Consider the following 22,000-nt stretch of genomic DNA (forward strand, 5'->3'; position numbering starts at 1 on the left):
GATTCCTCGGCGGCCTCAAGGCCGACGCGTCTCCGGAAGGGGTCTGGTGAGGCCGGTATGACCACCAGGATCCTGCCGGCCGTCGGCGACCCCGACGCGGCCCGGTCCGTCAGTACGCTGCTCAGCCAGCTCCCCGACGCCGAACCCGCCCAGCCGGTCGCCGACTCCACCCAGCTCGTCGACACCCTCGCGCGGCTCGCCGCCGCCTCCCTCGACGAACTCCCCGAGGTCGTCCTCGTCCACGAGCGCATCGGGCCCGTCCCCGCGCTCGAACTCGTCCGCGAGGTCGCCCTCCGCTTCCCCGCCGTCGGCGTCGTCCTCATCACCGCCGACGCCAGCCCCGTCCTCTTCTCCGCCGCCATGGACTCCGGCGCCCGCGGCCTCGTCACCCTCCCCCTCGGCTACGAGGAACTCGCCAGCCGCGTCCAGGCCGCCGCCCAGTGGTCCCTGGGCGTCCGCCGTCACCTCGGCGGCGGCGCCGAGCGGATCACCGGCCCGGGCGGCACCGTCGTCACCGTCAGCGGAGCCAAGGGAGGCGTCGGCGCCACCGTCACCGCCGTCCACCTCGCCCTCGCCGCCCGCGCCGCCGGGCGCACCGTCGCCCTCGTCGACATGGACCTCCAGAGCGGCGACATCGCCTCGTACCTCGACGTCCAGTTCCGCCGCTCCGTCGCCGACCTCGCCTCGATCGCCGACATCTCGCCCCGCGTCCTCCAGGACGCCGTGTACGTCCACGAGACCGGCCTCTCGCTGCTCCTCGCCCCCGCGGAGGGCGAGCGCGGCGAGGAGGTCACCGACCGCGCTGCCCGGCAGGTCGTCAGCGCCCTGCGCGGCCGGCACGAGGTCGTCGTCCTCGACTGCGGCTCCCGGCTCGACAGCGCCAACGCCGCGGCCATCGAGATGGCCGACACCGCGCTCCTCGTCACCACCCCGGACGTGGTCGCGGTCCGGGCCGCCAAGCGGACGGTACGGATGTGGGAACGGCTCCAGGTCCGCAAGGCCGAGGAGACGGTCACCCTCGTCAACCGCCACCACCGCTCCACCGAGATCCAGCCGCCCCTCGTCCAGAAGATCACCGGCACCCGGATCGCGGGCGTCGCCGTCCCGGCCCACTTCAAGGAGCTCGCGGCGGTCGTCGACGCCGGCCGCCTCCACGAACTCGACGCCAAGTCGACGGTCAAGCAGGCGCTGTGGAGCCTCGCCGGGGAACTGGGCCTGGTGCAGGCGGCGGGACAGCCCGGCAAGGAACTCGCCCGCGCGGCCGACCGCGGCTCCCTCGGCCTGCGCCGCCGCACCGGAGGCCGCTGACCGATGCGGGCGGACCGGGACGACGACAGGGGGCAGGTGGCGGTGGAGTTCCTGGGCATGGTGCCGCTGATCCTGCTCACGTTGGCGCTGCTGTGGCAGGTGGTCCTGGTCGGGTATACGTACACGCTGGCGGGGAATGCGGCGGACGAGGCGGCGCGGGCGGGGGCCGTCGGCGACGACTGTGGTGAGGCCGCGCGGCGTCACCTGGACGGTGCCTGGCTGGACGGCGCCGAGGTGAGCTGCCCGCAGGGCGACGGGATGGTGAACGCGGTGGTCACGCTGCAGGTGCCGGTCCTGTTCCCGGGCGTGGGAGGCCTGTTCCACGTGACGGGAAAGGCGGGCGCCGTCGACGAGAGGGGTCTCACGCCATGAGGGGCGATCCGGGCGACGGGCGCGGGCGGCGCGACCGGGGGCAGGCCGCCCGCGACGGGCGCGGACGGCGCGACCGGGGGCAGGCCGCCATCGAGTACCTCGGCTTCCTCCCGATCCTGTTGATCGTCGGGCTCGCGGGTCTGCAGCTCGGGGTCGCGGCGTACGCGGCCCAGCAGGCGGGCACGGCGGCGCGGGCGGCCGCGCGGGCGGCGAGCAGCGACGCGGAGGACGGGCCCACCGGACAGGACGCCGGCTACGCGGCCGCCGACTGGGTCACCGGAGTGTCCGTCGACCCCGCGGGCGACGAGGTCGTCGCCACCGTCACCGTACGCATCCCCTCGGTCGTCCCCTTCTGGAGCTTCGACGACATCACGAAGACCGCCACCATGCCGCTGCCCGAGACGCCCGACGAGGAGGACCTGCCATGAGCCTGCGCGCCAGGATCAGCGCCCCCGAAGAGAAGGCCGCGGCCGCGCGCGAGGACGGCCACCTCGTCGCCGCCTTCCGGGCCAAGCTCCTGGAGGAGATCGACCTCACCGAGATGTCCGCGCTCGCGGCGGCGGAGCGGCGGGCCCGTCTGGAGCGCGTCCTCGGACACATCATCAGCCGCGAGGGCCCCGTCCTCTCCACCGCCGAGCGGGCGCAGCTGATCCGCCGGGTCGTCGACGAGGCCCTCGGGCTCGGCGTGCTCGAACCGCTCCTCGAAGACGCCTCCATCACGGAGATCATGGTCAACGGCCCCGACCAGATCTTCATCGAGCGCGGTGGCCGCGTCGAACTGCTCCCGCTCCGCTTCGCCTCGCACGAGCAGCTGATGCAGACCATCGAGCGGATCGTCTCCACCGTGAACCGCCGCGTCGACGAGTCGAACCCGATGGTCGACGCCCGGCTCCCCTCCGGCGAGCGCGTGAACGTCATCATCCCGCCGCTCTCCCTCACGGGCGCGACCCTCACGATCCGCCGCTTCCCGCGCGCGTACACCCTGCACGAGATGATCGGCCTCGGCTCCCTCGACGAGCAGATGCTGCTCCTGCTCTCGGGACTGGTTCAGGCCAAGTTCAACCTGATCGTCTCCGGCGCGACCGGCACCGGGAAGACCACCCTCCTCAACGCCCTGTCCGGGCTCGTCCCGGACGGCGAGCGGATCATCACCATCGAGGACTCGGCGGAACTCCAGCTCCAGCAGTCCCACGTGATCCGCCTGGAGGCCCGCCCGCCGAACATCGAGGGCCGCGGGGCCATCTCCATCCGCGACCTCGTCCGCAACTCCCTGCGCATGCGCCCCGACCGCATCATCGTCGGTGAGGTCCGCGGCGGCGAGACCCTCGACATGCTCCAGGCGATGTCCACCGGCCACGACGGCTCGCTCGCCACCGTCCACGCGAACTCGGCCGAGGACGCGCTGATGCGGCTCCAGACCCTCGCGTCGATGTCCGAGGTGAAGGTGCCGTTCGAGGCGCTGCGGGACCAGATCAACAGCGCGGTCGACGTCCTCGTACAGCTCACCCGGCATCCGGACGGCACCCGCCGCATCACCGAGATCGCGGTGCTCGCCTCGCACGGCCGGGAAAGGTTCCTGCTCGCCACGGTCTGCCGCTTCCAGGCCCAGCCGGTGGCGGCGGACGGGCGGGTGTACGGCAGGTTCACGTACCACCCGCTGCCCCGGCGCGTCGCCGAGCGCCTGTATCTGGCGGGCCAGCCCATCCCACAGGCCTTCGGCGTGGCCGCGACCGATGCCCACCTGGCGACCCGAGAGGCGGAGTGATGACAGACGCCGGCACAGCGATGACCGACGACCCGACATGGCGACCGGGGGCCGGGGCGACGACGGACGACCCGACGTGGCGACCCGGGGCCGGCGTGACGGCCGACGACCCGACCTGGCGGCCGGGGGAGCGGCGACGATGACCGACCCCTTCTGGCTGACGGCCGGAGTGACGCTGCTCGCGTGCGTACTGGGCGTCGTCGGCGTCCAGGTGTACGCGAGCGGGGCACGCCGTCACGCGGCCCTCGTCGCCCGCCTCGACGAGAGCGGCGAACCGGAGGCCGTGACCGGCCGCCGCAGACGCCGCTTCCGGGGCGTGGACCGGCGCGTCCGGAAGACGGCGCTGGGCCGGAAGCTGGAGCTGCGGATCGCGGCGACGGGCCTCGACATCACGCCGGGGGAGTTCACGGTCGGTCTGACGGCGACCGTGGCGGTCCTGTGGGTGGTGGGCCAGGCGGCGCTGTCGCCGTTCTTCGGCCCGATCTGCGGGCTGCTCGGCATCTGGGTGGCGATGGGCTTCCTCAACTGGCAGCGCCAGAAGCGCATCGAGCGGTTCATCAACCAACTCCCGGAACTCTCCCGGATCCTGGCCAACGCGACGCAGGCGGGCCTGGCCCTCCGCATGGCCTTGAGCCTGGCGGCCGACGAACTGGAGGCACCGGCGGGAGACGAACTGGAGAAGGTGGCACAACAGCTGGCCGTAGGAACATCCCTGGACGACGCACTGGGAGAACTGGCGGAACGCCTCCCGTCCCGAGAACTGGTCGTCCTGGTCACCACCCTCGTCCTGGCCAACAGGGCGGGCGGCACGGTCGTCTCCTCGCTGCGGAACCTCACCGAGACCCTGGAGGAACGCAAGGAGACCCGGCGCGAGGTCCGCACCCAGCTGTCGCAGGTGAGCATGACGGCGTACTCCGTCCCGGTCATCGGGGTCGGCTCGCTCCTGCTGATCGACAACATGCAGCCGGGCGCCCTGGACCGCATGACGGCCTCGGGCATCGGGCAGGCCGCGGTGGTCGCGGCGTTCGCGCTGTACGTGGTGGGCTTCGCCGCCATCCGCCGCTTCTCGAAGATCGACGTGTAGGGACAGCCGAAGTGGACCTCCTCCTGGCCCTGCTGGCCGGCCTGGCCGTGGCGGGCATCGCCTACGGCCTCCGCCTGTACCGAGCGGACGCGAAGCTCCCGGACGACCTCAAACTGGCCCTGGAGGTCGGCGCGACCCGCACCGGAGCGGTCGACTCGGCGGTGGACCGCCTCGGCATGCGCTGGTCGCCGGCCGTGCTCCGCCTGATGGGCCCGAAACGCGTCAACGCGGTCCGCCGCCGGATCGACCTCGCGGGCAACCCCGGAGGCCTGACGATCGACCGGTACGGGGCCAGGCGGGCGGTCTACGGCTTCCTCGGCGGGCTCGGCGGCCTGGTGATGCTGAGCAAGGGCTCGTACCTGACGGCGCTGCTGCTCCTCGCCTTCGGCGCGTTCTGGACGGAGGTCGGGATCTGGTCCGCGGTCCGCATCCGCAAGGACCAGATCGAACGCACCCTGCCGGACTTCCTGGACGTCCTGGCGGTCGTGGTCAGCGCGGGCCTGGGCTTCCGGCAGGCGCTGGAGCGGGTGGCGGAGAAGTACGAGGGCCCGTGGGCGGACGAACTCCGCATCACGCTCCGCCAGATGGACATGGGCGTGAGCCGCCGCCAGGCCTTCGACGAACTGCGCCGACGCAACGACTCCGAGCAGGTGGCGCAGTTCGTGACGGCGCTGCAGCAGGGGGAGGAGCTGGGGGCGCCGATCGTGGACACCCTGATCCAGATCGCCAACGACATGCGGCGCACCGACGCCCAGAACGCCCGCCGCAAGGCCGCGAAGGCGGTCCCGAAGGCCACGATGGTGATCACGACCCTGATGGTCCCGGCGACGATGATCCTCCTCGGGGCGGGCCTGTTCCTGGGCACGGGAACGGACTTCGGGTCGGTGACGGGCGAATGAACCGTGCGGTTGCGCTGACATATTCGCGGCAAACGACTTCGCGTGCGCAACCCGATGTGCCAGAGTGCGGACAGAGTGTGAGGGGGGTGGAGCTGATGAACCGGATCGCCGCGACCGGCTGCCTCGGCCCCACCCGATGAACGGGCCCTGTCCGCCGACCCGCCCGTCGGCGTACGGTGCCCAGGCGCAGGCGTCCGAACGCGGAGGGGACCACGATGAACGACCCAATCCTGAAGGCCCTGACGAAGGCCCGTGTGTGGTGGCTGGGCGACTGGTCAACCCGCCGGAGGGGGGACCGCGGGCAGACGGCGGTGGAGTATCTGGGGATCATTGTGGTGGTGGTGGCGATCGTGATCGCCATCACGGGTACGGATATCGGGACGACGATCATGACGGCGATCAAGAACAAGATCGCCGAGCTGACCGGATAGCTGCCCCGGGCGCCAGAGGCCGGGACTCAGGGCAGGCCTTTCCTGTCTATATCGCCGTGATCGCCGGATTGCTGTTCCTTGCTTTCGTCTACTTCGCGGTGGGGCAGGCCGCGTCTACTCGCAACGGAGCTCAAACGGCCGCAGATGCCGCTGCGCTGGCGGCAGCTCAGGACGCCAGGGAGCAGCTGCGTACCGGTTGGCTTGAGGTGATCACCGATCCCGCGCAGTGGGACGGGTTCCTCCATGGGAAGGCGTACGACGTTTCCCCCGCATGCCAGCGAGCGGTTGCCTTTGCTGCAATGAACGGCGCGGGAATCCCCGACGGCGGTTGTACGCCACTTCTTGCGGGGCGGGAAGGCTTCAGCGTCACGGTGCGAACGACAGGAAGCGTGGGGCACTCCATCGTCCCGGGAACTGAGGCCCGGCATGCCACGGCGTCTGCGAAGGCTGTGATCGAGCCGAAGTGCACGTTTACTGCAGAGGAGGAGCCTGGCTCCGAAGGCCCGGAATCAAATCCCGACCCCACGGATCCGGGTGAGGAGCCAGACGAGGGCGACGAGCCGATTGTCGGCCTCACTTGTGATGGTGAAGCCTGGAGCATCGATCCCCATGACCCGACACTGCCGAGTGCCGCAGACCTCTTCACTGTTCGACTGACCGGCGACAACGAGTAAAGGAAGCGCCCTTCATGGATGTTCGGTATGCGCGAAAGGGGTTGGCCTCCCTAGCGGTTGCGTCAATGGCGATCTTCGCGGTCGGCTGCGCGGCCGAGGAGAAACCGAAGGCGGACAAGCCGGAAGCGACGACGTCTGCGACTCAAGGGAATGCGAACACGCCAGGGACTCAGCCGGTTGAGGAGCCGGCGGAGACGCTGGCGGTCGCCAAGGGGCAGGATGGGTTTGAGCTCACCATCACCTCGGCAGCGCGCGATGCCGGTGGATTCTTGACACTCAAGGGAACCTTGAAGAACACCTCCGACAAGGGGCGCGCCGTTCCGGACAACGTGAGAGGGGACGAGACGGAGGTGCTGAAGCACGGCACATCTCTCGGCGGAGCCACCCTTGTGGATGGTGTGGGGAAGAAGCGCTACTACGTTCTGCGGGACACGGACGGGCGGCCGTTGACCACGACGGGTCTGGGAATTGTCTCGGCCGGCAAGTCGGTCGACGTCTTCATGCAATTCCCCGCACCCCCCGCCTCCACCACCGAAGTAAGCTTCCAGCTCCCCACCTTCGAACCCGCCACCCTCAAGCTCTCCTGAGGCGACGCCATGATGACGACAAACCGCCGCCTCGCCGCTTTTGTGCTCGTCTGCGTCGCCCTGGGTCCGCTCGTCGGGCCCGTCGCGTACGCCGATGACGGGCCCGGGCCCGCCGGTACCTCCTCGCCCGCGCCCGTCATCGATCCCACCTCGCCCGGCCTGATGCTCCCCGACGGCGCCACCCTCGCCCCCGCCAAGGTCCTCGACATCAAGCAGATCGTCGAGGAGGACGGCGGCCAGCAGCGGCGGCAGGACACCAACGTGGACGTGACGTTCGCGCTGCAGGCCGAGGTGCTGTTCCCCAAGAACAGCGCCAAGCTCTCGCCCGACGCCACCGCCCGCATCGCCGCCATCGCCGCCGAGATCAACAAGATGGGCTCCGGCCGTGTGCGGGTCTTCGGGTTCACCGACAACCTGGGCACGTACGAGCACGGGCTCAAGCTCTCCAAGGAGCGGGCCGTGGCCGTCCAGCAGGTGCTCGCGCGGGCCCTCGACCCCGGGACGAGTTTCGACATCCGCGGCTACAGCGAGGACTACCCGATCGCCGACAACCGCACCGAAGAGGGCCGCAAGAAGAACCGCCGCGTCGAGATCTCCTTCCCCCGGACCACGTCCACGTCCCCCACGCCGTGAGCGGCCGGCAGGGCGCGTGGCCGTGGATCACCGCCCGAACCTCGAAGCTCAAGCTTCGGGCCGCCCTGCCCGGCCCCGCCGGAACCAGCGCCGTCACCCCCCCCAGCTTCCCGCGTGGACGACGATCCGGGCGTGCCCGGAGGCCTCGGCCCGTTTGGGTGACGTGGTCAGGGCCGGGTCGACTGGTCATCGGCCCCGGCCCCGTCGGTGCGCTGGCCCCGCCCACCTGGTCCCCGCCTACCCCGTCCCCGCCCACCTGTGTCACCCCGCCCGCAGCCACACCCTCGGCCCCGAATGCAACTCCCCTTTGGGCTAATCCTTTTCCCCAGCCGTGAGCTCTCGTGACAAGGGCTCCGACAGGCTCAGTTCGAGCGCCGCCCTGATCGTCGCCGTCATCCGCTCCGGGTGCTGGAACACCTCCCGTGCCGTGAACCGCAGCACCCGGCGGACCTCCCGGCACGACTGGAGGGCGTTGAAGCGGGCCACGTCCCGCTCGTGGGCGCGGCGGGTGCCGTGGAAGGCGTAGCCCTCCACCTCGACCGCCAGGCCCGCCGTGCGGAAGAGGAAGTCCGGGCGCAGCGGGCGGCCGTCCGCCGTGAGGAGGGTCGGCTGGCACTCCGGGACCAGGCCCGTGTCGCCCATCCGCAGCCGGGCCACCGTCTCCGCCGGCGAGCCCGACGCCGGTTCCGCGAGGCGCAGCCAGGCGCGGGCGCGGGCGGCTCCCCGGCGGGGTGCGGCGAGTTCGGCGGCCAGTTCGCCGTACCGGACCAGGGGCTCGCGCCGTACCCCTTCCACCACCCGGCGGGAGAGTGCGGAGTCCGCGACGACGACCGCCTCCTCCCGGGTGGCGGATGCCCGTATCAGGTCGCCGACCGTCCGCGTCGGGGTCGTCGTCCGCAGGCCCCGTCTGACGGACCTGTCCCCGTCCGTCAGGAACGTCGTCGTGTGGATCCGTATACCCGTGCCGCGCGACGCCCCCGTCCTCGGCGGTGCCGTGAAGTCGAGGCGCCGGGACGGGGACTCCAGCACCTCGATGCGGTGCAGTCGCGCCGCCGTCCCGTGGCTGCACACCAGCTCCGGGCGCAGGAGCTGGACGGCCGTCGCCCTCAGCCGCCAGTCCACCTCCCTCCCGGGGGCCGCCCACGCGCCCCGGCAGATCCGCTGCCAGCCGTCGCGGCGCAGCCGTCCGGCCAGCCGGCCCGGCGGCCAGCCCGCCGCGACCGCCCAGACCGTCAGGAGGACCCCGCCCCTGGCGAGGATCGCCAACTCGTACATACGCCCAACGATCCACGGAAGAGGGACACTTCGCACCCCCTGTGGAAAACCCGGCGAAAGACGTCGCCAGGAAAGCGTAAATCCGGCGAGACGTATGCCTCGGGCAGGAGCATTCTGGGGAGATGACGGCGACCCCGGGCGTGAACCCGAACACCGCTCCGAGCATGCAGTTGGTCAGTGATCTCGTCACCCGGATCCCCGAGTTCCGAGGGGCGTACGAGACCCATGTCTTCCATCAGGGCGGTGTCCTGCCGCACGTCTTCTTCTGGGACGTCGTCCAGGACACCGTCCGTTCCTTCCTCGGCGAGGCCCCCGGCGCCGCCGACTGGCGTCGCACGCTCGACTTCCTGGAGGAGCAGAGCGCGCGCGGTGTCCTCGGCATCGACGAGGTCATCGTCACCTCCTTCCTCGGTGACCTGCCCTCGCCCCAGGAGCCCGGGCACGCCATCGTCGAGCAGCTCGGTCCGGTCATGGCCGCGAAGTTCGTCCGCATAAGGCCCCTCGGGTGAGCCCCCGGGGGACCCCGGGATAATCGGGCGCATGCCCCCGACCAGGCCCGATCCGACTCCCCCCGATTCGACTCCCCCCGATTCGACTCCCCCCGATCCGACTCCCACCGATCCGACTCCCACCGGACCGTCCAGCCCCGGCCCGTCCCGCTCCGAGTCGGCCGAGCCCGCCCCGAACCGCCCCCGTCGGCTCCTTCCCGACCGCCCCGCCCTCGCCGCCCTCGGCGGGTACGCCGCCGCCCGTATCGTCGGGCTCGTCGTCCTCGCCGTCGCGGCCGGCGTCACCGGGAAGGACGGGCTGCACCGGCTCAAGGGGCGCTGGGACTCCGTCTGGTACGTGCGGATCGCCGAGCACGGGTACGGGTACCAGGTCACCCTGCCCAACGGCGACGTCCACTCCGACCTCGCCTTCTTCCCGCTCCTCCCGGCCCTGGAGCGCGGCCTGTGCGCCGTCCTCCCCGTCGACGCCGCCACCGCCGGGCTCCTCGTCTCCTGGACCGCGGGGCTCGCCGCCGCCTGGGGCATCCACCGGTGTGGTGCGCACGTCTTCGGTGCGAGAGCCGGTGTGCTTCTCGCCGTCCTCTGGGGCGTCTACCCGACCGCGTTCGTCCAGTCGATGGCGTACACGGAGACGCTGTTCACCGCCCTTGCCGCCTGGTCCCTGTACGCGGTGCTCCGCGGGCGCTGGATCCTCGCCGGTGTCCTGTGCGCGGCCGCCGGGCTCACCCGGCCTACGGCCGCCGCGCTGATCGCCGCCCTCGTCATCACGGCCCTCGTCGCCCTCGTACGGGAACGGCGGCTGCCCCCGCGGACGGTCGCCGGGGTGCTGATCGCCCCGCTGGGCTGGCTCGCGTACGTCGCCTACGTGGGGGTCCGTCAGGGGAGCCCGACCGCGTACTTCGAGGTCCAGGCCGCCTGGGGCAACTCCATCGACGGCGGTGTCGCCCTCGCCCGCTTCATCGCCGGGCTGCCCTGGCCCGCCGCCCTGGGGTTGTGCGCGGCGCTCGCGCTCCTCGGCCGGCTGATCGTCCTGTGCGTGCGGCAGCGGCAGCCGCTGCCGCTGCTCGTGTACACGATCGGCGTCGTGTTCGTCTCCCTCGTCGGCGCCGCCTACTTCGGTTCCCGGCCGCGCCTGATGATGCCGGCGTTCGGGCTGCTGCTGCCGCCCGCCGTGGCCCTCGCGCGCGTGCGGAGCCGTATCGCCGTGCCCGTCCTCGCCGGGTTGGCGCTGGCCTCCGGCGTGTACGGGGCGTTCACGCTCCTCGGTTCGGGGCCCCCGTGAGGTCCACGCGCACGCGTACGCCCGGTTCAAGACCCCATCCGGCCATCGCGCCGGCCTCCGCCTCCAGGACGTGCCGGCCGCGCGGCCGGATCATCCCGAGCCGTCCCGGCCGCATCGTCACCACGGACCGGACGGTGAACGAGCCGTCCAGATAGGCCACGTCGATCGGGAACCGCATGCCGAAGGTGTGCACGCTGTTCGTCCGGGTGATCAGCAGGGCCCCGGCGATGCCGTCGCGGCCGAGCAGGCCCCGCCGTCGTGCCCGGTACGAGGCCGCCACCTCCAGCGGGACCTCCCGTGCTGCCACCCTCAACGTCCCCGTGCCGTCCGCCCATTTCCCCATGCGGCAGACCGTAGCGGTCCGGGCGCCTAGGGTCTCGTCCGTGTACGTCACCCTGATCGCCGTCGCCGCCCTGTGGGGGGCCGCCGTCGGGCTGCTCGTGCCCCGGGCCGCGTACCGCCTCTCCGTCGAGCCGGAGGAGCCGTGGCGGGACCGCTGCCCCGCCGGGCACGTCCTCCTCGGCCCCGGGGGCGGCTGGCTCGGCGGGCCCGGACGGCAGGCCTGCGCGACCACCGCGAGCCCGCTCCTCGCGCCGCTGCTCACCGCCCTCGCCTGCGCGGCGCTCGCCGCCGCCACCGGCGGGCCGCGGCCGGAGCTCGCGGTCTGGCTGCTCGGTGCGCCCTTCGCCGTGCTCCTCGCCTGCGTGGACGCGCGCGTGTACCGGCTTCCGGACGCCGTGACCCTGCCGCTCGCGGTCGCCGTACCGCTCCTTCTCGGAGGCGCCGAACTCCTTCCGTACGACGCTGGATCCTGGATCCACGCGCTGCTCGGCGGGCTCGTCCTCGGCGGGGCCTATCTGGTGCTGTTCCGGATCAACCCGAGCCAGCTCGGCCTCGGCGACGTGAAGCTGGCGGTCCCGCTGGGCGCCGCCCTCGGCTGGTACGGCTGGGGGGTGCTCTTCGCCGGGGCCTTCGCCGGCTTCCTCCTCGGCGCGGTGTACGGCCTCGGTCTCGTCCTGCTGCGCCGCGCCGACCGGTCCTCGGCGATCCCCTTCGGCCCCTTCATGCTCGGCGGCGGCCTCCTCGGCCTCTTCCTCGGCGCGTTCACCGCCATTCCCTGAAAACCCGCACCTAGGGCCTGCCCTTCGGGTCCGGCCGGGCTCGCGGTGTCTGGCACGCACGCTCGCCGCGTTGTCGTCGGCCGCCATGGCTCCGCCATTGTCGACCTCCTCCGCCTTGCGATCGCACGCACCAGACACCGCTCTCTAATCCGGCCAGACCCGAAGGGCAGGCCCTACCATCGCCGCACATGCGGACAATTGCGACCGACCCACCCGTACGAGACAGGGCGCCCGCGCGCCCCACCCCCTGGTACCGCCGCCCCGCGCTCATCCCCTGGGTCTGGGCCGGCGGGCTCTTCCTCCTCTACTCCGCCGTCGCCGTGCGCCGCCACCAGCTCCTGCGTACCACCGGCTACGACCTCGGCATCTTCGAGCAGGCCGTCCGCGCCTACGCCGAACTCCGGGCGCCCGTCGCCCCCTTGCGCGGCGAGGGATTCAACCTGCTCGGCGACCACTTCCACCCCCTGCTCGCCGTGCTCGCCCCGCTCTACCGGCTGTGGCCCTCCCCGCTCTGTCTGCTCCTCGCCCAGTCCGCGCTGCTCGCCGTCGCCGTCGTCCCCCTCGCCCGCCGCGCCGGGGACGTGCTCGGGCCCGCCGCCGCCCACACCGTCGCCGCCGGGTACGGGCTGAGCTGGGGCATCGCCTCCGCCGCCGCCTTCGACTTCCACGAGGTCGCGCTCGCCGTCCCGCTGCTGTCCTTCTCCCTCGAAGCGCTCGCCCGGCGCCGCTGGGGGCGGGCCGCCGCCTGGGCGGCGCCGCTGCTGCTCGTCAAGGAGGACCTGGGGTTCACGCTCGCCGCCGTCGGCGCCTACATCGCGCTCAAGGGGCCCCGCCGCCTCGGGCTCGTCACGCTGGCGGCGGGCGTCCTCGGTTCGGTCCTGGAGGTCGAGGTCCTGCTGCCCGCCTTCAACCCCGGCGGCGGCTACGCCCACGGCGGCAACCTCGCCGACGCGCAGGGCTCCCTGCTCTCCACCCTCGCCCACGCCCCGCTCGACATGCTCCGTCCCGAGGTCAAGGGGGTCACCCTGATCCTGGTCTTCGCCCCGTCCGCGCTGCTGGCGCTGCGCTCACCGCTCGCCCTGATCGCCGTCCCCACCCTCGGCTGGCGGCTGCTCTCCGAGAACGGCTTCCACTGGGGGACGGCGTTCCACTACAGCGCGATCCTCATGCCCGTCGTGTTCGCCGGTCTCGTCGACGTGCTGGGCAGACGAGCCCCGGACCGGCGTGAGCTGCGGGCCGTCCTCGCGACGGTGCTGGTCGTGACGGCCGTCCTGCTGCCGTCCTTCCCCCTCGCCCAGCTCGCCCAGCGGGCCACCTGGCACACCACGCCGCACGTGCGGGCGGCCCGCGCGCTGCTCGCCCGCATCCCCGACGGCGCCACCGTCGCCGCCTCCAACCGGCTCGCGCCGCAGCTCACCGCGCGCTGCACGGTCGTCCTCTTCCCGACGTTCCCGGTGGACGGCGAGCTCTACCGCCACGACGTCCCGCGCCTCCCGGCGCCGACCGCCGCGTGGATCGTCCACGACGAGCGGGCGCCCGAGGCCTGGCCGTACCCCTCGGGCCACTGGCCCTACCCCCTGGAGCGGCAGCTGGCCGAGCTGGAGGCCGCGACCGGGACGTACGGCTACGAGGTCGTCGCCCGCCGTGACGGCATCACCCTGCTGCACCGGCGACCGGAGGCCTGACCTGCCGGAAAGCCGCCCCGCCGGGCCGGTCGCGTCAACGTCGCGCCCTTGGGGGGCGGTCCCTCTTCGGAGGGACGGAACTCCGCCGCCACGCCGGGGCGCAAACCCGCCACGGGGCCCCGGACCCCTTGTGCCGCCTGGGATCCGGCCCATCCGGCGGGGTTCGTTCGGCGCACGTGGCGCGCAACACGACTATCGAAGGGTTATGGTGGAAACCCCCCCTCGGGCCGGTCCGTATCCCCCCCACGGACCGGCCCGTTTTTTGTGCTCCGACTGCCCTCCGGGGCGCGTCAGCCCCGGCCGGCCCAGATGTTCGTGCCCTCGGTGTCGACGGCGAAGGAGTCGATCTCCTTCAGCTCCTCCTCCGACAGCGGCGCCGCGTGCAGGGCCGCCACGTTCTCCTCCAGCTGGGCGACGCTGGACGCGCCGATCAGCGCCGAGGTCATCCGCTCGTCCCGCAGCACCCAGGACAGCGCCAGCTGGGCGAGGGACTGCCCGCGCCGCTCGGCGATGTCCGCCAGGCCGCGCAGCCGCCGCAGCACCTCGTCGGAGAGCAGGTTCGGGTCGAGGGACTTGCCCTGGGTGGCCCGCGAGCCCTCCGGGATGCCCTTCAGGTACTTGTTGGTGAGCAGCCCCTGCGCCAGCGGCACGAAGGAGATGCAGCCCATGCCGGCCGCCTCCAGGGTGTCGAGGAGGGCGTCCTCCTCGGTCCACCGGTTGATCATGGAGTACGAGGGCTGGTGGATCAGGGCCGGGACGCCCATGTCCTTGAGGATCCGGGCGGCCTCGGCGGTCTGCTCGCTGTTGTACGAGGAGACGCCGACGTACAGCGCCTTGCCCTGCTGGACGGCGGAGGCCAGGGCCCCCATCGTCTCCTCCAGCGGGGTGTGCGGGTCGAAGCGGTGCGAGTAGAAGATGTCGACGTGGTCGAGGCCCATCCGGTTCAGGGAGGCGTCGAGCGAGGACAGCAGGTACTTGCGGGAGCCCCACTCGCCGTACGGCCCGGGGTGCATCAGGTAGCCGGCCTTCGTCGAGACGACCAGCTCGTCCCGGTACGGCGCGAAGTCCTGGGCGAAGATCTTGCCGAAGTTCAGCTCGGCGGAGCCGGGCGGCGGCCCGTAGTTGTTCGCCAGGTCGAAGTGGGTGACGCCGAGGTCGAAGGCGCGGCGCAGGATCGCGCGCTGGGTGTCGAGCGCGCGGTCGTCGCCGAAGTTGTGCCAGAGACCGAGCGAGATCGCCGGGAGCTTGAGTCCGCTGCGGCCGGTGCGGCGGTACTCCATGGAGTCGTAGCGGTCCGCGGAGGCGCGGTACAGGGGGGAATCAGTCACGTATCTCTGCTTATCACGGACTTGTGACAGTCCCGGGCTGGGAGCCCGTCGCCCGTCCGCAGTAGTGTGGCGGCTTCGGGGGCCGACACTGCATGGAGGGGTAAAGAACAGTGAACCTGCGCGACCTGGTGTACGGGCTCTACGCACGCCGGGTGGAAGGCCGCCTCGACCACACCCAGGTGCCCAAGCACATCGGGGTCATCCTCGACGGGAACCGTCGCTGGGCCAAGGCGTCCGGCGGGACCCCCGAGCAGGGACACAAGGCCGGTGCGGACAAGATCCAGGAGCTGCTCGGCTGGTGTGCCGAGACGGACGTCGAGGTCGTGACGCTCTGGATGCTCTCCACGGACAACCTGAACCGCCCCGAGGAACAGCTCGTCCCGCTGCTCGGCATCATCGAGAACGCGGTGCGCGCGCTGGCCGCCGACGGCCGCTGGCGGGTCCACCACGTCGGCACGATGGACCTGCTGCCCGCTCGTACGCAGACGGTGCTGAAGGAGGCCGAGCAGGCCACCCACGGCAACACCGGGATACTCGTGAACGTCGCCGTGGGCTACGGCGGCCGGCAGGAGATCGCGGACGCGGTCCGCTCGCTGCTGCTCGAGGCCGCGGAGCGGGGCACGAGCTTCGAGGAGCTCGCCGAGATCGTCGACGTCGAGCACATCTCGGAGCACCTGTACACGCGTGGCCAGCCCGATCCGGACCTGGTGATCCGGACCAGCGGGGAGCAGCGGCTCTCCGGGTTCATGCTCTGGCAGAGCGCCCACTCCGAGTACTACTTCTGCGAGGTCCACTGGCCGGCCTTCCGCAAGGTCGACTTCCTGCGGGCGCTGCGGGACTACGCGGCGCGGCACCGGCGCTACGGCACCTGACCGGCAGCGGTCACGCCACCCGGACATTCCCGGTCGGAATCGATCACCTCGTGTTCATGAACACGTCGTCATATGCCATGGCATGGCAAGGGCTGTTCGAGGGCATATCCCCAGTGAAGTGAGCGGCACGGAGACCGCCACCCGGGAGGCCCCTTGCACCAGGACGACCGTGCGGAACACGTACGGGAGAAGCGGAGGGCCGTGGTTCGGCCCGCGCAGCGCGGCCTGAGCCCGGTCCCATTCCGCAGCGACACCGGTTCCGTCGCACCCCGACCTCACAGGGGTCTTCAGAGGGGGTCTGTCCTTCCGTGGTGACCAGCACGAAGCGCCGCCTTTCCGACCGGCGCACCTATGTTCTCGACACCAGCGTCCTGCTGGCCGACCCCAACGCCGTCTCGCGCTTCGAGGAGCACGAGGTGGTGCTCCCGATCGTCGTCGTGACGGAGCTGGAGGCCAAGCGGCACCACCCCGAGCTCGGCTACTTCGCCCGGCAGGCGCTGCGCCTGCTCGACGACTTCCGGGTCCGGTACGGACGCCTGGACGCCCCGCTCCCCATCGGGGACCTGGGCGGCACCCTGCGTGTCGAACTCAACCATTCCGACCCCGGCGTCCTGCCCGCCGGCTACAGGTTGGGGGACAACGACTCACGGATCCTCGCGGTCGCGCGCAACCTCCAGGCGGAGGGGTACGACGTCACGGTCGTCTCCAAGGACCTGCCGCTGCGCATCAAGGCCTCCTCGGTCGGGCTCCTCGCCGAGGAGTACCGCGCCGAGCTCGCCATCACGGACGCCAACGGCTGGACCGGGATGTCCGAGCTGGCGCTCTCCGGCGAGCAGGTCGACCTGCTCTTCGAGCAGAACACGCTGTACGTCCCCGAGGCCGCCGAGCTCCCGGTCCACACGGGCCTGGTGCTCCAGTCCGAGCGCGGCAAGGCGCTCGGCCGGGTCACCGCCGAGGGGAACGTACGCCTGGTCCGCGGCGACCGGGAGGCCTTCGGGCTGCACGGCCGCAGCGCCGAGCAGCGGATCGCGCTCGACCTGCTGCTCGACCCGGACGTCGGCATCATCTCCATGGGCGGCCGGGCCGGCACCGGCAAGTCGGCGCTCGCGCTCTGCGCGGGCCTGGAGGCGGTCCTGGAGCGCCGTCAGCACCAGAAGGTGATGGTCTTCCGTCCGCTGTACGCGGTCGGCGGCCAGGAGCTCGGGTACCTGCCGGGCAGCGAGTCCGAGAAGATGAGCCCGTGGGCCCAGGCCGTCTTCGACACGCTGTCCTCGGTCGCGGGCCGGGAGGTCATCGAGGAGGTGCTCGGCCGCGGGATGCTGGAGGTCCTGCCGCTCACCCACATCCGGGGCCGCTCCCTCCACGACGCCTTCGTCATCGTGGACGAGGCCCAGTCCCTGGAGCGGAACGTCCTGTTGACCGTTCTGTCCCGTATCGGGGCGAATTCGCGGGTCGTCCTGACCCATGACGTCGCCCAGCGCGACAACCTCCGGGTCGGCCGGTACGACGGAGTCGTCGCCGTGGTCGAGAAGTTGAAGGGGCATCCGCTCTTCGCGCACGTCACGCTCACCCGCTCGGAGCGCTCGCAGATCGCCGCGCTCGTGACGGAGATGCTGGAGGACAATCAGCTCTGACCGATTCGTACCCGTCTGTACGGGTAAGACAGTTGGCGCCGCCCGGCAAAGCGCAGGAGCTTAGCCGGGCGGCGCCCTGCTGTCCCGTGGATCCGTCAAAACACCTGCGCCCACCGAGGTGTGAGCTTTCACACGCAACACGGAATTGCCTTGCGGCCTCACCGTCCGGCAGAGTCTTGCTTCCGTCAGGCCCCGCATACGGCACACGTGCACCCTCAGGGGTGCGCACAGCACCACACAACTCCACAGCCGTCGCCGTATGCCGCCCACAGCACCACGGGCCCGTGTCTTCTGTGACCCCGTACGTCGGAGACCAGTGCCAGGGGCAAGATTTCGCCCGCGTGGTCACCTGTGCGGACGTGCTGGAAGGAAACCGTGTGAGCCGGATCTCGGTCCGGGGATTCGCGGTGGCTTCGGCCACTGCGGTCACCACTGTCGGCGCCATCGCCGGTGTTGCCACGGGCAACGCCGCGCAGCCCTCGGACGACAACTTCGAGGCCACCGCGGCCGACACCTCGCTGCTCGCGGACATCCCCGCCGGGGAGCAGGCCCAGGTACAGGTCTCGTCCCTCGCGGAGCAGGCCGACGTCCAGGCCGCCGCCGCCGACGCCGCCGCGAAGAAGTCCGCGGAGGAGTCCGCCCGCATCCGCGCCGCCAAGGACGCCGAGGCCAAGAAGGAGGCCGCCGACAAGGCAGCCGCCGAGGCCAAGGCCGAGGAGGAGCGCAAGGAGGCCGAGGAGCGCGCCAACCGTTCCTCCATCCGCAGCGCCAGCTCCTTCGCCTCGCAGGGCTCCTACAGCATCGCCGAAGTCAAGGCGATGGCCCGGCAGATGATGCCGTCCGACCAGTTCTCGTGCTTCAGCAACATCGTGGACCACGAGTCCGGCTGGAACTACCGCGCGACCAACCCGTCCTCGGGTGCCTACGGTCTCGTGCAGGCCCTCCCGGGCTACAAGATGGCCTCGGCCGGCGCCGACTGGCAGACCAACCCGGCCACCCAGATCAAGTGGGGCCTCAACTACATGGACAGCCGCTACGGCAGCCCGTGCGGTGCCTGGTCCTTCTGGCAGGCCAACCGCTGGTACTAGTCCCAGCGCGCTCAACCTCCGGAAGCCCCTCGCCGTCCTACGGTGAGGGGCTTCTTGCGTGTAGGTTCGCGAGGAGATACGAGCGGGGCGGGACCTGCGGGGGAAGAGGAAAAGTGATGTCCGGAGTGCCAGGCTGGCTGGGCCGGCTGGGCGAGAGCCTGAGCCGCATGGGAGAACGACTCGACGAGCGCCGGGCCGAGGCGGAGCGGGAGGACCCGCTCGGACCGCCGTACGTGTCCGACGTCCCGTACGAGGCCGCGGCCGCGACCGCCCCCGTACGGCCCGACGTCGACCCCGACACCGCCGCGCCGCTCCCGGAGCCCGCGGCCGCCGCGGCGGACAGCGGCCCCGCCGAGCAGGGCCGTTCCGTCCCCGCACCCCCCTCGTACGCGCCGGCCGTCGCCGCCCGCCCCGACCCCGTCGCCGCCATCCCCTGGGGCATGCGCGTGGCCGCCGAGGCAGGCTGGCGGCTGCTCGTCCTGGCCGGCACGGTCTGGGTCCTGATGAAGGTGATCAGCTCCGTGCAGCTGGTCGTCCTCGCCTTCGTCGCCGCGCTCCTCGTCACCGCGCTGCTCCAGCCCACCGTCGCCATGCTGCGCCGCAAGGGCCTGCCCCGCGGGCTCGCGACCGCCGTGACCGCCGTCTCCGGCTTCGTCGTCATGGGCCTGGTCGGCTGGTTCGTGGTCTGGCAGGTCATGGACAACATCGACAACCTGTCCGACCGCGTCAAGGACGGCATCGAGGAACTCAAGCACTGGCTGCTCGACAGCCCGTTCCACGTCACCGAGCAGCAGATCAACGACATCGCCAAGAACCTCAGCGAGGCCATCGGCGCCAACGCCGAGCAGATCACCTCCGCCGGACTCCAGGGCGTCACCGTCATCGTCGAGGCCATGACCGGCATCCTGCTCGCCATGTTCTGCACCCTCTTCCTGCTCTACGACGGGAAGAAGGTCTGGGAGTGGACGCTCAAGCTGGTGCCCGCCCAGGCCCGGCCCGGCGTCGCCGGCGCGGGACCCCGCGCCTGGCGCACCCTCACCGCCTACGTCCGCGGCACCGTCCTCGTCGCCCTCATCGACGCCGTCTTCATCGGCCTCGGACTGTGGTTCCTCGACGTGCCGATGGCGGTGCCGCTGGCCGTCTTCATCTTCCTGTTCGCCTTCATCCCGCTGGTCGGCGCGGTCATCTCCGGCGCCCTCGCCTGCGTCGTCGCCCTCGTCACCAACGGCGTGTTCACCGCCCTCATGGTGCTCGTCGTCGTGCTCGCCGTGCAGCAGATCGAAGGCCACGTCCTCCAGCCGTTCATCCTCGGCCGGGCCGTCCGCGTCCACCCGCTCGCCGTCGTCCTGGCCGTCGCCGCCGGCGGCCTCACCGCCGGAATCGGCGGCGCCGTCGTCGCCGTACCGCTGGTCGCCGTCCTCAACACGGTGGTCGGCTACCTCCGCGCGTACAGCACCGAACAGGCGCTCCGGAGCACCCCCGAGCCGCGCGGGGCGACGGCCTTCGCCGTGGCGCCGGTCCCGGCGCCGGGCGCCGCCGAAGGGGAGGCCAAGTGATATCCGAGCCCGAGCTGGTCGGCGGTACGGAGTTCGACGACCCCGAGGTACTCACCGAGGCGCCGCCGCCGCGCCCGCCCCGGGCCCGCCGCCCCTGGCTGTGGGCGCTCGGCGGCGCGGTGCTCGCCTCGGCCGTGTGGGGCGGCGGGCTCTACGCGTACGGACAGAAGAGGGAACCGGGCACGGACCTCGGCGGGTACGCCGCGAAGGTGGACATCTGCGGGGTGGCGAAGCTGAAGGCGCTCGGCGGGATCCTCGGCAAGCGGGGCGAGGACGGCCTCGGGCCCGAGATGGACGATCCGGCGGTGTACGAGGCGTCCTGCCAGATGACCTACGGTGATCCGGACGCCGGGTACAGCGCCTCCCTCACGTACACCCTGCACAAGGTGACCGACCCGGGGCCCGAGTTCGCGGCCCGGTCGAAGTACTACGACCTCACCACGCCGATCGGCGGTCTCGGGGAGCAGGCCTACTTCAACGACAGCGGCGGCGAGGGCGGGGACCTCAGGATCCTCGACGGGCAGGCCGAGATCGCGCTCAACATCTACCGGCAGTACTCGACCGACGCGCAGGGGCGCCCGCTCGGGGAGGGCAAGAAGATCGACCTCTCCGGCATCGACGTCCCCATGACCCAGGACATGCTGGCCCTCATGGCGGAGCTGAAGAAATGACGGAAGGGCCCCGGGGCGCGAAGCCCCGGGGCCCTTCTCGTACGACGGGTCCCGCCTACTCGGCGAGGACCGCTTCCGCGTCGAGGGTGACGCCGACCGCCTGGATCACCGCGGCGATCTTCACGGCCTCCTGGATCGTGGCGCGGTCGACACCGGCCTGGCGCAGGACCTGCTCGTGCGAGTCCAGGCACTGGCCGCAGCCGTTGATCGCGGAGACGGCCAGCGACCACAGCTCGAAGTCGACCTTCTCGACGCCCGGGTTGCCGATGACGTTCATCCGCAGGCCGGCGCGCATCGTCCCGTACTCGGGGTCCGACAGCAGGTGCCGGGTCCGGTAGAAGACGTTGTTCATCGCCATGATCGCGGCGGCGGACTTGGCGGCCTGGTACGCCTCGGGCTTCAGGTTGGCCTGGGCCTCGGGCTCCAGCTCCTTGAGCACCTTCGGCGAGCGCGAGGCGATCGCGCAGGCGAGGACGGTGCCCCACAGCTGCTGCTGCGGGAGGTCGCTGTTGCCGATGACCGAACCGAGGTTCAGCTTCAGGTCCTTGGCGAAGTCCGGTATGGCGGACTTCAGTTCGTCGAGAGCCATGTCGGGTCGCCCTTACTCGCCGGCGAGGAGCGCGGCGGCGTCGAGGGTGTTCTCGCCCTTGTTCCAGTTGCACGGGCAGAGCTCGTCGGTCTGCAGCGCGTCGAGGACCCGCAGGACCTCCTTGGGGTTACGGCCGACGGAGCCGGCGGTCACCATCGTGAACTGGATCTCGTTGTTCGGGTCGACGATGAAGACGGCACGCTGGGCGAAGCCGTCCTCGCCGCGGACGCCGCAGTCGCTCATGAGCTCGTGCTTCGAGTCCGCCAGCATCGGGAAGGGCAGGTCACGCAGGTCGGCGTGGTCCTTGCGCCAGGCGTGGTGGACGAACTCGGAGTCGCCGGAGACGCCGAGGATCTGGGCGTCGCGGTCGGCGAACTCGTCGTTCAGCTTGCCGAACGCGGCGATCTCGGTCGGGCAGACGAAGGTGAAGTCCTTCGGCCAGAAGAACACCACGCGCCACTTGCCCTCGTAGGACTTGTGGTCGATCTGCGCGAACTCCTTGCCGCTCTCCAGCGACACGCAGGCGGTCAGGTCGTAGGTGGGGAACTTGTCACCGACAGTGAGCACGCGCTCTCCTTGCAGGGTGGAAGGTGCCCTTTTGGGGTCTTCCGTGAGGGGTTGGACGGCCCACAGCATG

24 protein-coding genes are annotated in these 22,000 nt (G+C 71.5%); 19 read left to right on the top strand and 5 right to left on the bottom strand.

What is annotated here, in order from left to right:
- Window positions 1–57: 57 nt before the first annotated feature.
- The 10 genes from ACWGN5_RS04460 to ACWGN5_RS04505 all read left to right on the top strand — a co-directional run bounded on the left by ACWGN5_RS04460 (window position 58) and on the right by ACWGN5_RS04505 (window position 7,753).
- On the top strand, window positions 58–1,308 hold the full coding sequence (locus ACWGN5_RS04460; protein WP_453511219.1) for an AAA family ATPase: 1,251 nt from the start codon (window positions 58–60) through the stop codon (window positions 1,306–1,308).
- Window positions 1,309–1,311: 3 nt separating this feature from the next.
- Window positions 1,312–1,680 (top strand): TadE/TadG family type IV pilus assembly protein, encoded by a 369-nt coding sequence (locus tag ACWGN5_RS04465; protein ID WP_453511221.1) that lies wholly within the window; start codon window positions 1,312–1,314, stop codon window positions 1,678–1,680.
- On the top strand, window positions 1,677–2,108 hold the full coding sequence (locus ACWGN5_RS04470) for a TadE/TadG family type IV pilus assembly protein (protein ID WP_453511222.1): 432 nt from the start codon (window positions 1,677–1,679) through the stop codon (window positions 2,106–2,108). Before ACWGN5_RS04465 ends, ACWGN5_RS04470 begins: the two co-directional genes overlap by 4 nt.
- Window positions 2,105–3,445, top strand: coding sequence for a CpaF family protein (locus tag ACWGN5_RS04475; RefSeq protein ID WP_453511223.1), 1,341 nt, complete (start codon window positions 2,105–2,107; stop codon window positions 3,443–3,445). The genes ACWGN5_RS04470 and ACWGN5_RS04475 overlap by 4 nt, the downstream gene beginning before the upstream one ends.
- A gap of 139 nt (window positions 3,446–3,584) precedes the next feature.
- Window positions 3,585–4,529: a type II secretion system F family protein gene (locus ACWGN5_RS04480; protein WP_453511224.1), complete on the top strand. Its 945-nt coding sequence runs from the start codon at window positions 3,585–3,587 to the stop codon at window positions 4,527–4,529.
- A gap of 11 nt (window positions 4,530–4,540) precedes the next feature.
- Entirely contained in the window at window positions 4,541–5,428 is an 888-nt protein-coding gene (locus tag ACWGN5_RS04485; RefSeq protein WP_453511225.1) for a DUF5936 domain-containing protein, read from the top strand.
- A gap of 215 nt (window positions 5,429–5,643) precedes the next feature.
- The gene (locus tag ACWGN5_RS04490) at window positions 5,644–5,859 is read left to right on the top strand and encodes a Flp family type IVb pilin (RefSeq protein WP_453511227.1); all 216 of its coding nucleotides are present in this window, start codon (window positions 5,644–5,646) and stop codon (window positions 5,857–5,859) included.
- The gene (locus ACWGN5_RS04495; protein WP_453511472.1) at window positions 5,856–6,533 is read left to right on the top strand and encodes a pilus assembly protein TadG-related protein; all 678 of its coding nucleotides are present in this window, start codon (window positions 5,856–5,858) and stop codon (window positions 6,531–6,533) included. Before ACWGN5_RS04490 ends, ACWGN5_RS04495 begins: the two co-directional genes overlap by 4 nt.
- 14 nt (window positions 6,534–6,547) lie before the next feature.
- Window positions 6,548–7,120, top strand: coding sequence for a hypothetical protein (locus ACWGN5_RS04500; RefSeq protein WP_453511228.1), 573 nt, complete (start codon window positions 6,548–6,550; stop codon window positions 7,118–7,120).
- A 9-nt stretch (window positions 7,121–7,129) separates the two neighbouring features.
- The gene (locus ACWGN5_RS04505) at window positions 7,130–7,753 is read left to right on the top strand and encodes an OmpA family protein (RefSeq protein WP_453511229.1); all 624 of its coding nucleotides are present in this window, start codon (window positions 7,130–7,132) and stop codon (window positions 7,751–7,753) included.
- Between the two features lie 312 nt (window positions 7,754–8,065).
- On the opposite strand, the gene ACWGN5_RS04510 is transcribed toward ACWGN5_RS04505, so the two are convergent.
- On the bottom strand, window positions 8,066–9,028 hold the full coding sequence (locus ACWGN5_RS04510; protein WP_453511230.1) for a hypothetical protein: 963 nt from the start codon (window positions 9,026–9,028) through the stop codon (window positions 8,066–8,068).
- Between the two features lie 122 nt (window positions 9,029–9,150).
- On the opposite strand from ACWGN5_RS04510, the gene ACWGN5_RS04515 reads away from it, so the two are divergent.
- Window positions 9,151–9,537, top strand: coding sequence for a hypothetical protein (locus ACWGN5_RS04515; protein ID WP_453511232.1), 387 nt, complete (start codon window positions 9,151–9,153; stop codon window positions 9,535–9,537).
- Between the two features lie 31 nt (window positions 9,538–9,568).
- Entirely contained in the window at window positions 9,569–10,819 is a 1,251-nt protein-coding gene (locus tag ACWGN5_RS04520; RefSeq protein WP_453511233.1) for a hypothetical protein, read from the top strand.
- Here the strand turns inward: ACWGN5_RS04520 and ACWGN5_RS04525 are convergent.
- On the bottom strand, window positions 10,791–11,162 hold the full coding sequence (locus tag ACWGN5_RS04525; RefSeq protein ID WP_453511234.1) for a DUF192 domain-containing protein: 372 nt from the start codon (window positions 11,160–11,162) through the stop codon (window positions 10,791–10,793). The two genes, ACWGN5_RS04520 and ACWGN5_RS04525, sit on opposite strands and share 29 nt — an antisense overlap.
- 40 nt (window positions 11,163–11,202) lie before the next feature.
- On the opposite strand from ACWGN5_RS04525, the gene ACWGN5_RS04530 reads away from it, so the two are divergent.
- Window positions 11,203–11,940 (top strand): prepilin peptidase, encoded by a 738-nt coding sequence (locus ACWGN5_RS04530; protein ID WP_453511236.1) that lies wholly within the window; start codon window positions 11,203–11,205, stop codon window positions 11,938–11,940.
- 188 nt (window positions 11,941–12,128) lie between these two features.
- Window positions 12,129–13,625 (top strand): DUF2079 domain-containing protein, encoded by a 1,497-nt coding sequence (locus ACWGN5_RS04535; RefSeq protein ID WP_453511238.1) that lies wholly within the window; start codon window positions 12,129–12,131, stop codon window positions 13,623–13,625.
- Window positions 13,626–13,915: 290 nt separating this feature from the next.
- Here the strand turns inward: ACWGN5_RS04535 and mgrA are convergent, their stop codons facing one another.
- Window positions 13,916–14,953, bottom strand: coding sequence for an L-glyceraldehyde 3-phosphate reductase (gene mgrA, locus ACWGN5_RS04540; RefSeq protein ID WP_453511239.1), 1,038 nt, complete (start codon window positions 14,951–14,953; stop codon window positions 13,916–13,918).
- Window positions 14,954–15,063: 110 nt separating this feature from the next.
- Here mgrA and ACWGN5_RS04545 point away from each other — a divergent pair, with 110 nt between their 5' ends.
- The 5 genes from ACWGN5_RS04545 (at window position 15,064) to ACWGN5_RS04565 (ending at window position 20,774) form a co-directional block, all read left to right on the top strand.
- On the top strand, window positions 15,064–15,825 hold the full coding sequence (locus ACWGN5_RS04545; RefSeq protein ID WP_453511241.1) for an isoprenyl transferase: 762 nt from the start codon (window positions 15,064–15,066) through the stop codon (window positions 15,823–15,825).
- Between the two features lie 308 nt (window positions 15,826–16,133).
- Window positions 16,134–17,459 (top strand): PhoH family protein, encoded by a 1,326-nt coding sequence (locus ACWGN5_RS04550; protein WP_453511243.1) that lies wholly within the window; start codon window positions 16,134–16,136, stop codon window positions 17,457–17,459.
- A 377-nt stretch (window positions 17,460–17,836) separates the two neighbouring features.
- Entirely contained in the window at window positions 17,837–18,547 is a 711-nt protein-coding gene (locus ACWGN5_RS04555; protein ID WP_453511244.1) for an aggregation-promoting factor C-terminal-like domain-containing protein, read from the top strand.
- Between the two features lie 116 nt (window positions 18,548–18,663).
- Window positions 18,664–20,103 (top strand): AI-2E family transporter, encoded by a 1,440-nt coding sequence (locus tag ACWGN5_RS04560; RefSeq protein ID WP_453511246.1) that lies wholly within the window; start codon window positions 18,664–18,666, stop codon window positions 20,101–20,103.
- The gene (locus ACWGN5_RS04565; RefSeq protein WP_453511248.1) at window positions 20,100–20,774 is read left to right on the top strand and encodes a hypothetical protein; all 675 of its coding nucleotides are present in this window, start codon (window positions 20,100–20,102) and stop codon (window positions 20,772–20,774) included. Before ACWGN5_RS04560 ends, ACWGN5_RS04565 begins: the two co-directional genes overlap by 4 nt.
- Before the next feature lie 55 nt (window positions 20,775–20,829).
- Here ACWGN5_RS04565 and ACWGN5_RS04570 read toward each other — a convergent pair whose 3' ends face one another.
- Together ACWGN5_RS04570 and ACWGN5_RS04575 are read right to left on the bottom strand one after the other, a co-directional pair.
- Complete coding sequence (locus ACWGN5_RS04570; RefSeq protein ID WP_030222466.1) at window positions 20,830–21,363, bottom strand: alkyl hydroperoxide reductase; 534 nt, start codon at window positions 21,361–21,363, stop codon at window positions 20,830–20,832.
- Between the two features lie 12 nt (window positions 21,364–21,375).
- Window positions 21,376–21,930, bottom strand: a complete 555-nt coding sequence (locus ACWGN5_RS04575; RefSeq protein WP_453511249.1) for a peroxiredoxin — start codon at window positions 21,928–21,930, stop codon at window positions 21,376–21,378.
- Window positions 21,931–22,000 lie beyond the last annotated feature (70 nt).

This window comes from Streptomyces sp. NPDC055815, from assembly GCF_053616475.1.

Bases quoted from the DNA above. Each gene is read 5' to 3' on its own strand.
- ACWGN5_RS04510 (WP_453511230.1), bottom strand. From the start codon at position 9,028: ATGTACGAGTTGGCGATCCTCGCCAGGGGCGGGGTCCTCCTGACGGTC.
- ACWGN5_RS04475 (WP_453511223.1), top strand. From the start codon at position 2,105: ATGAGCCTGCGCGCCAGGATCAGCGCCCCCGAAGAGAAGGCCGCGGCC.
- ACWGN5_RS04505 (WP_453511229.1), top strand. From the start codon at position 7,130: ATGATGACGACAAACCGCCGCCTCGCCGCTTTTGTGCTCGTCTGCGTC.
- ACWGN5_RS04470 (WP_453511222.1), top strand. From the start codon at position 1,677: ATGAGGGGCGATCCGGGCGACGGGCGCGGGCGGCGCGACCGGGGGCAG.
- ACWGN5_RS04490 (WP_453511227.1), top strand. From the start codon at position 5,644: ATGAACGACCCAATCCTGAAGGCCCTGACGAAGGCCCGTGTGTGGTGG.
- ACWGN5_RS04500 (WP_453511228.1), top strand. From the start codon at position 6,548: ATGGATGTTCGGTATGCGCGAAAGGGGTTGGCCTCCCTAGCGGTTGCG.
- ACWGN5_RS04520 (WP_453511233.1), top strand. From the start codon at position 9,569: ATGCCCCCGACCAGGCCCGATCCGACTCCCCCCGATTCGACTCCCCCC.
- ACWGN5_RS04525 (WP_453511234.1), bottom strand. From the start codon at position 11,162: ATGGGGAAATGGGCGGACGGCACGGGGACGTTGAGGGTGGCAGCACGG.
- ACWGN5_RS04535 (WP_453511238.1), top strand. From the start codon at position 12,129: ATGCGGACAATTGCGACCGACCCACCCGTACGAGACAGGGCGCCCGCG.
- ACWGN5_RS04570 (WP_030222466.1), bottom strand. From the start codon at position 21,363: ATGGCTCTCGACGAACTGAAGTCCGCCATACCGGACTTCGCCAAGGAC.
- ACWGN5_RS04480 (WP_453511224.1), top strand. From the start codon at position 3,585: ATGACCGACCCCTTCTGGCTGACGGCCGGAGTGACGCTGCTCGCGTGC.
- ACWGN5_RS04515 (WP_453511232.1), top strand. From the start codon at position 9,151: ATGACGGCGACCCCGGGCGTGAACCCGAACACCGCTCCGAGCATGCAG.
- ACWGN5_RS04560 (WP_453511246.1), top strand. From the start codon at position 18,664: ATGTCCGGAGTGCCAGGCTGGCTGGGCCGGCTGGGCGAGAGCCTGAGC.
- ACWGN5_RS04465 (WP_453511221.1), top strand. From the start codon at position 1,312: ATGCGGGCGGACCGGGACGACGACAGGGGGCAGGTGGCGGTGGAGTTC.
- ACWGN5_RS04460 (WP_453511219.1), top strand. From the start codon at position 58: ATGACCACCAGGATCCTGCCGGCCGTCGGCGACCCCGACGCGGCCCGG.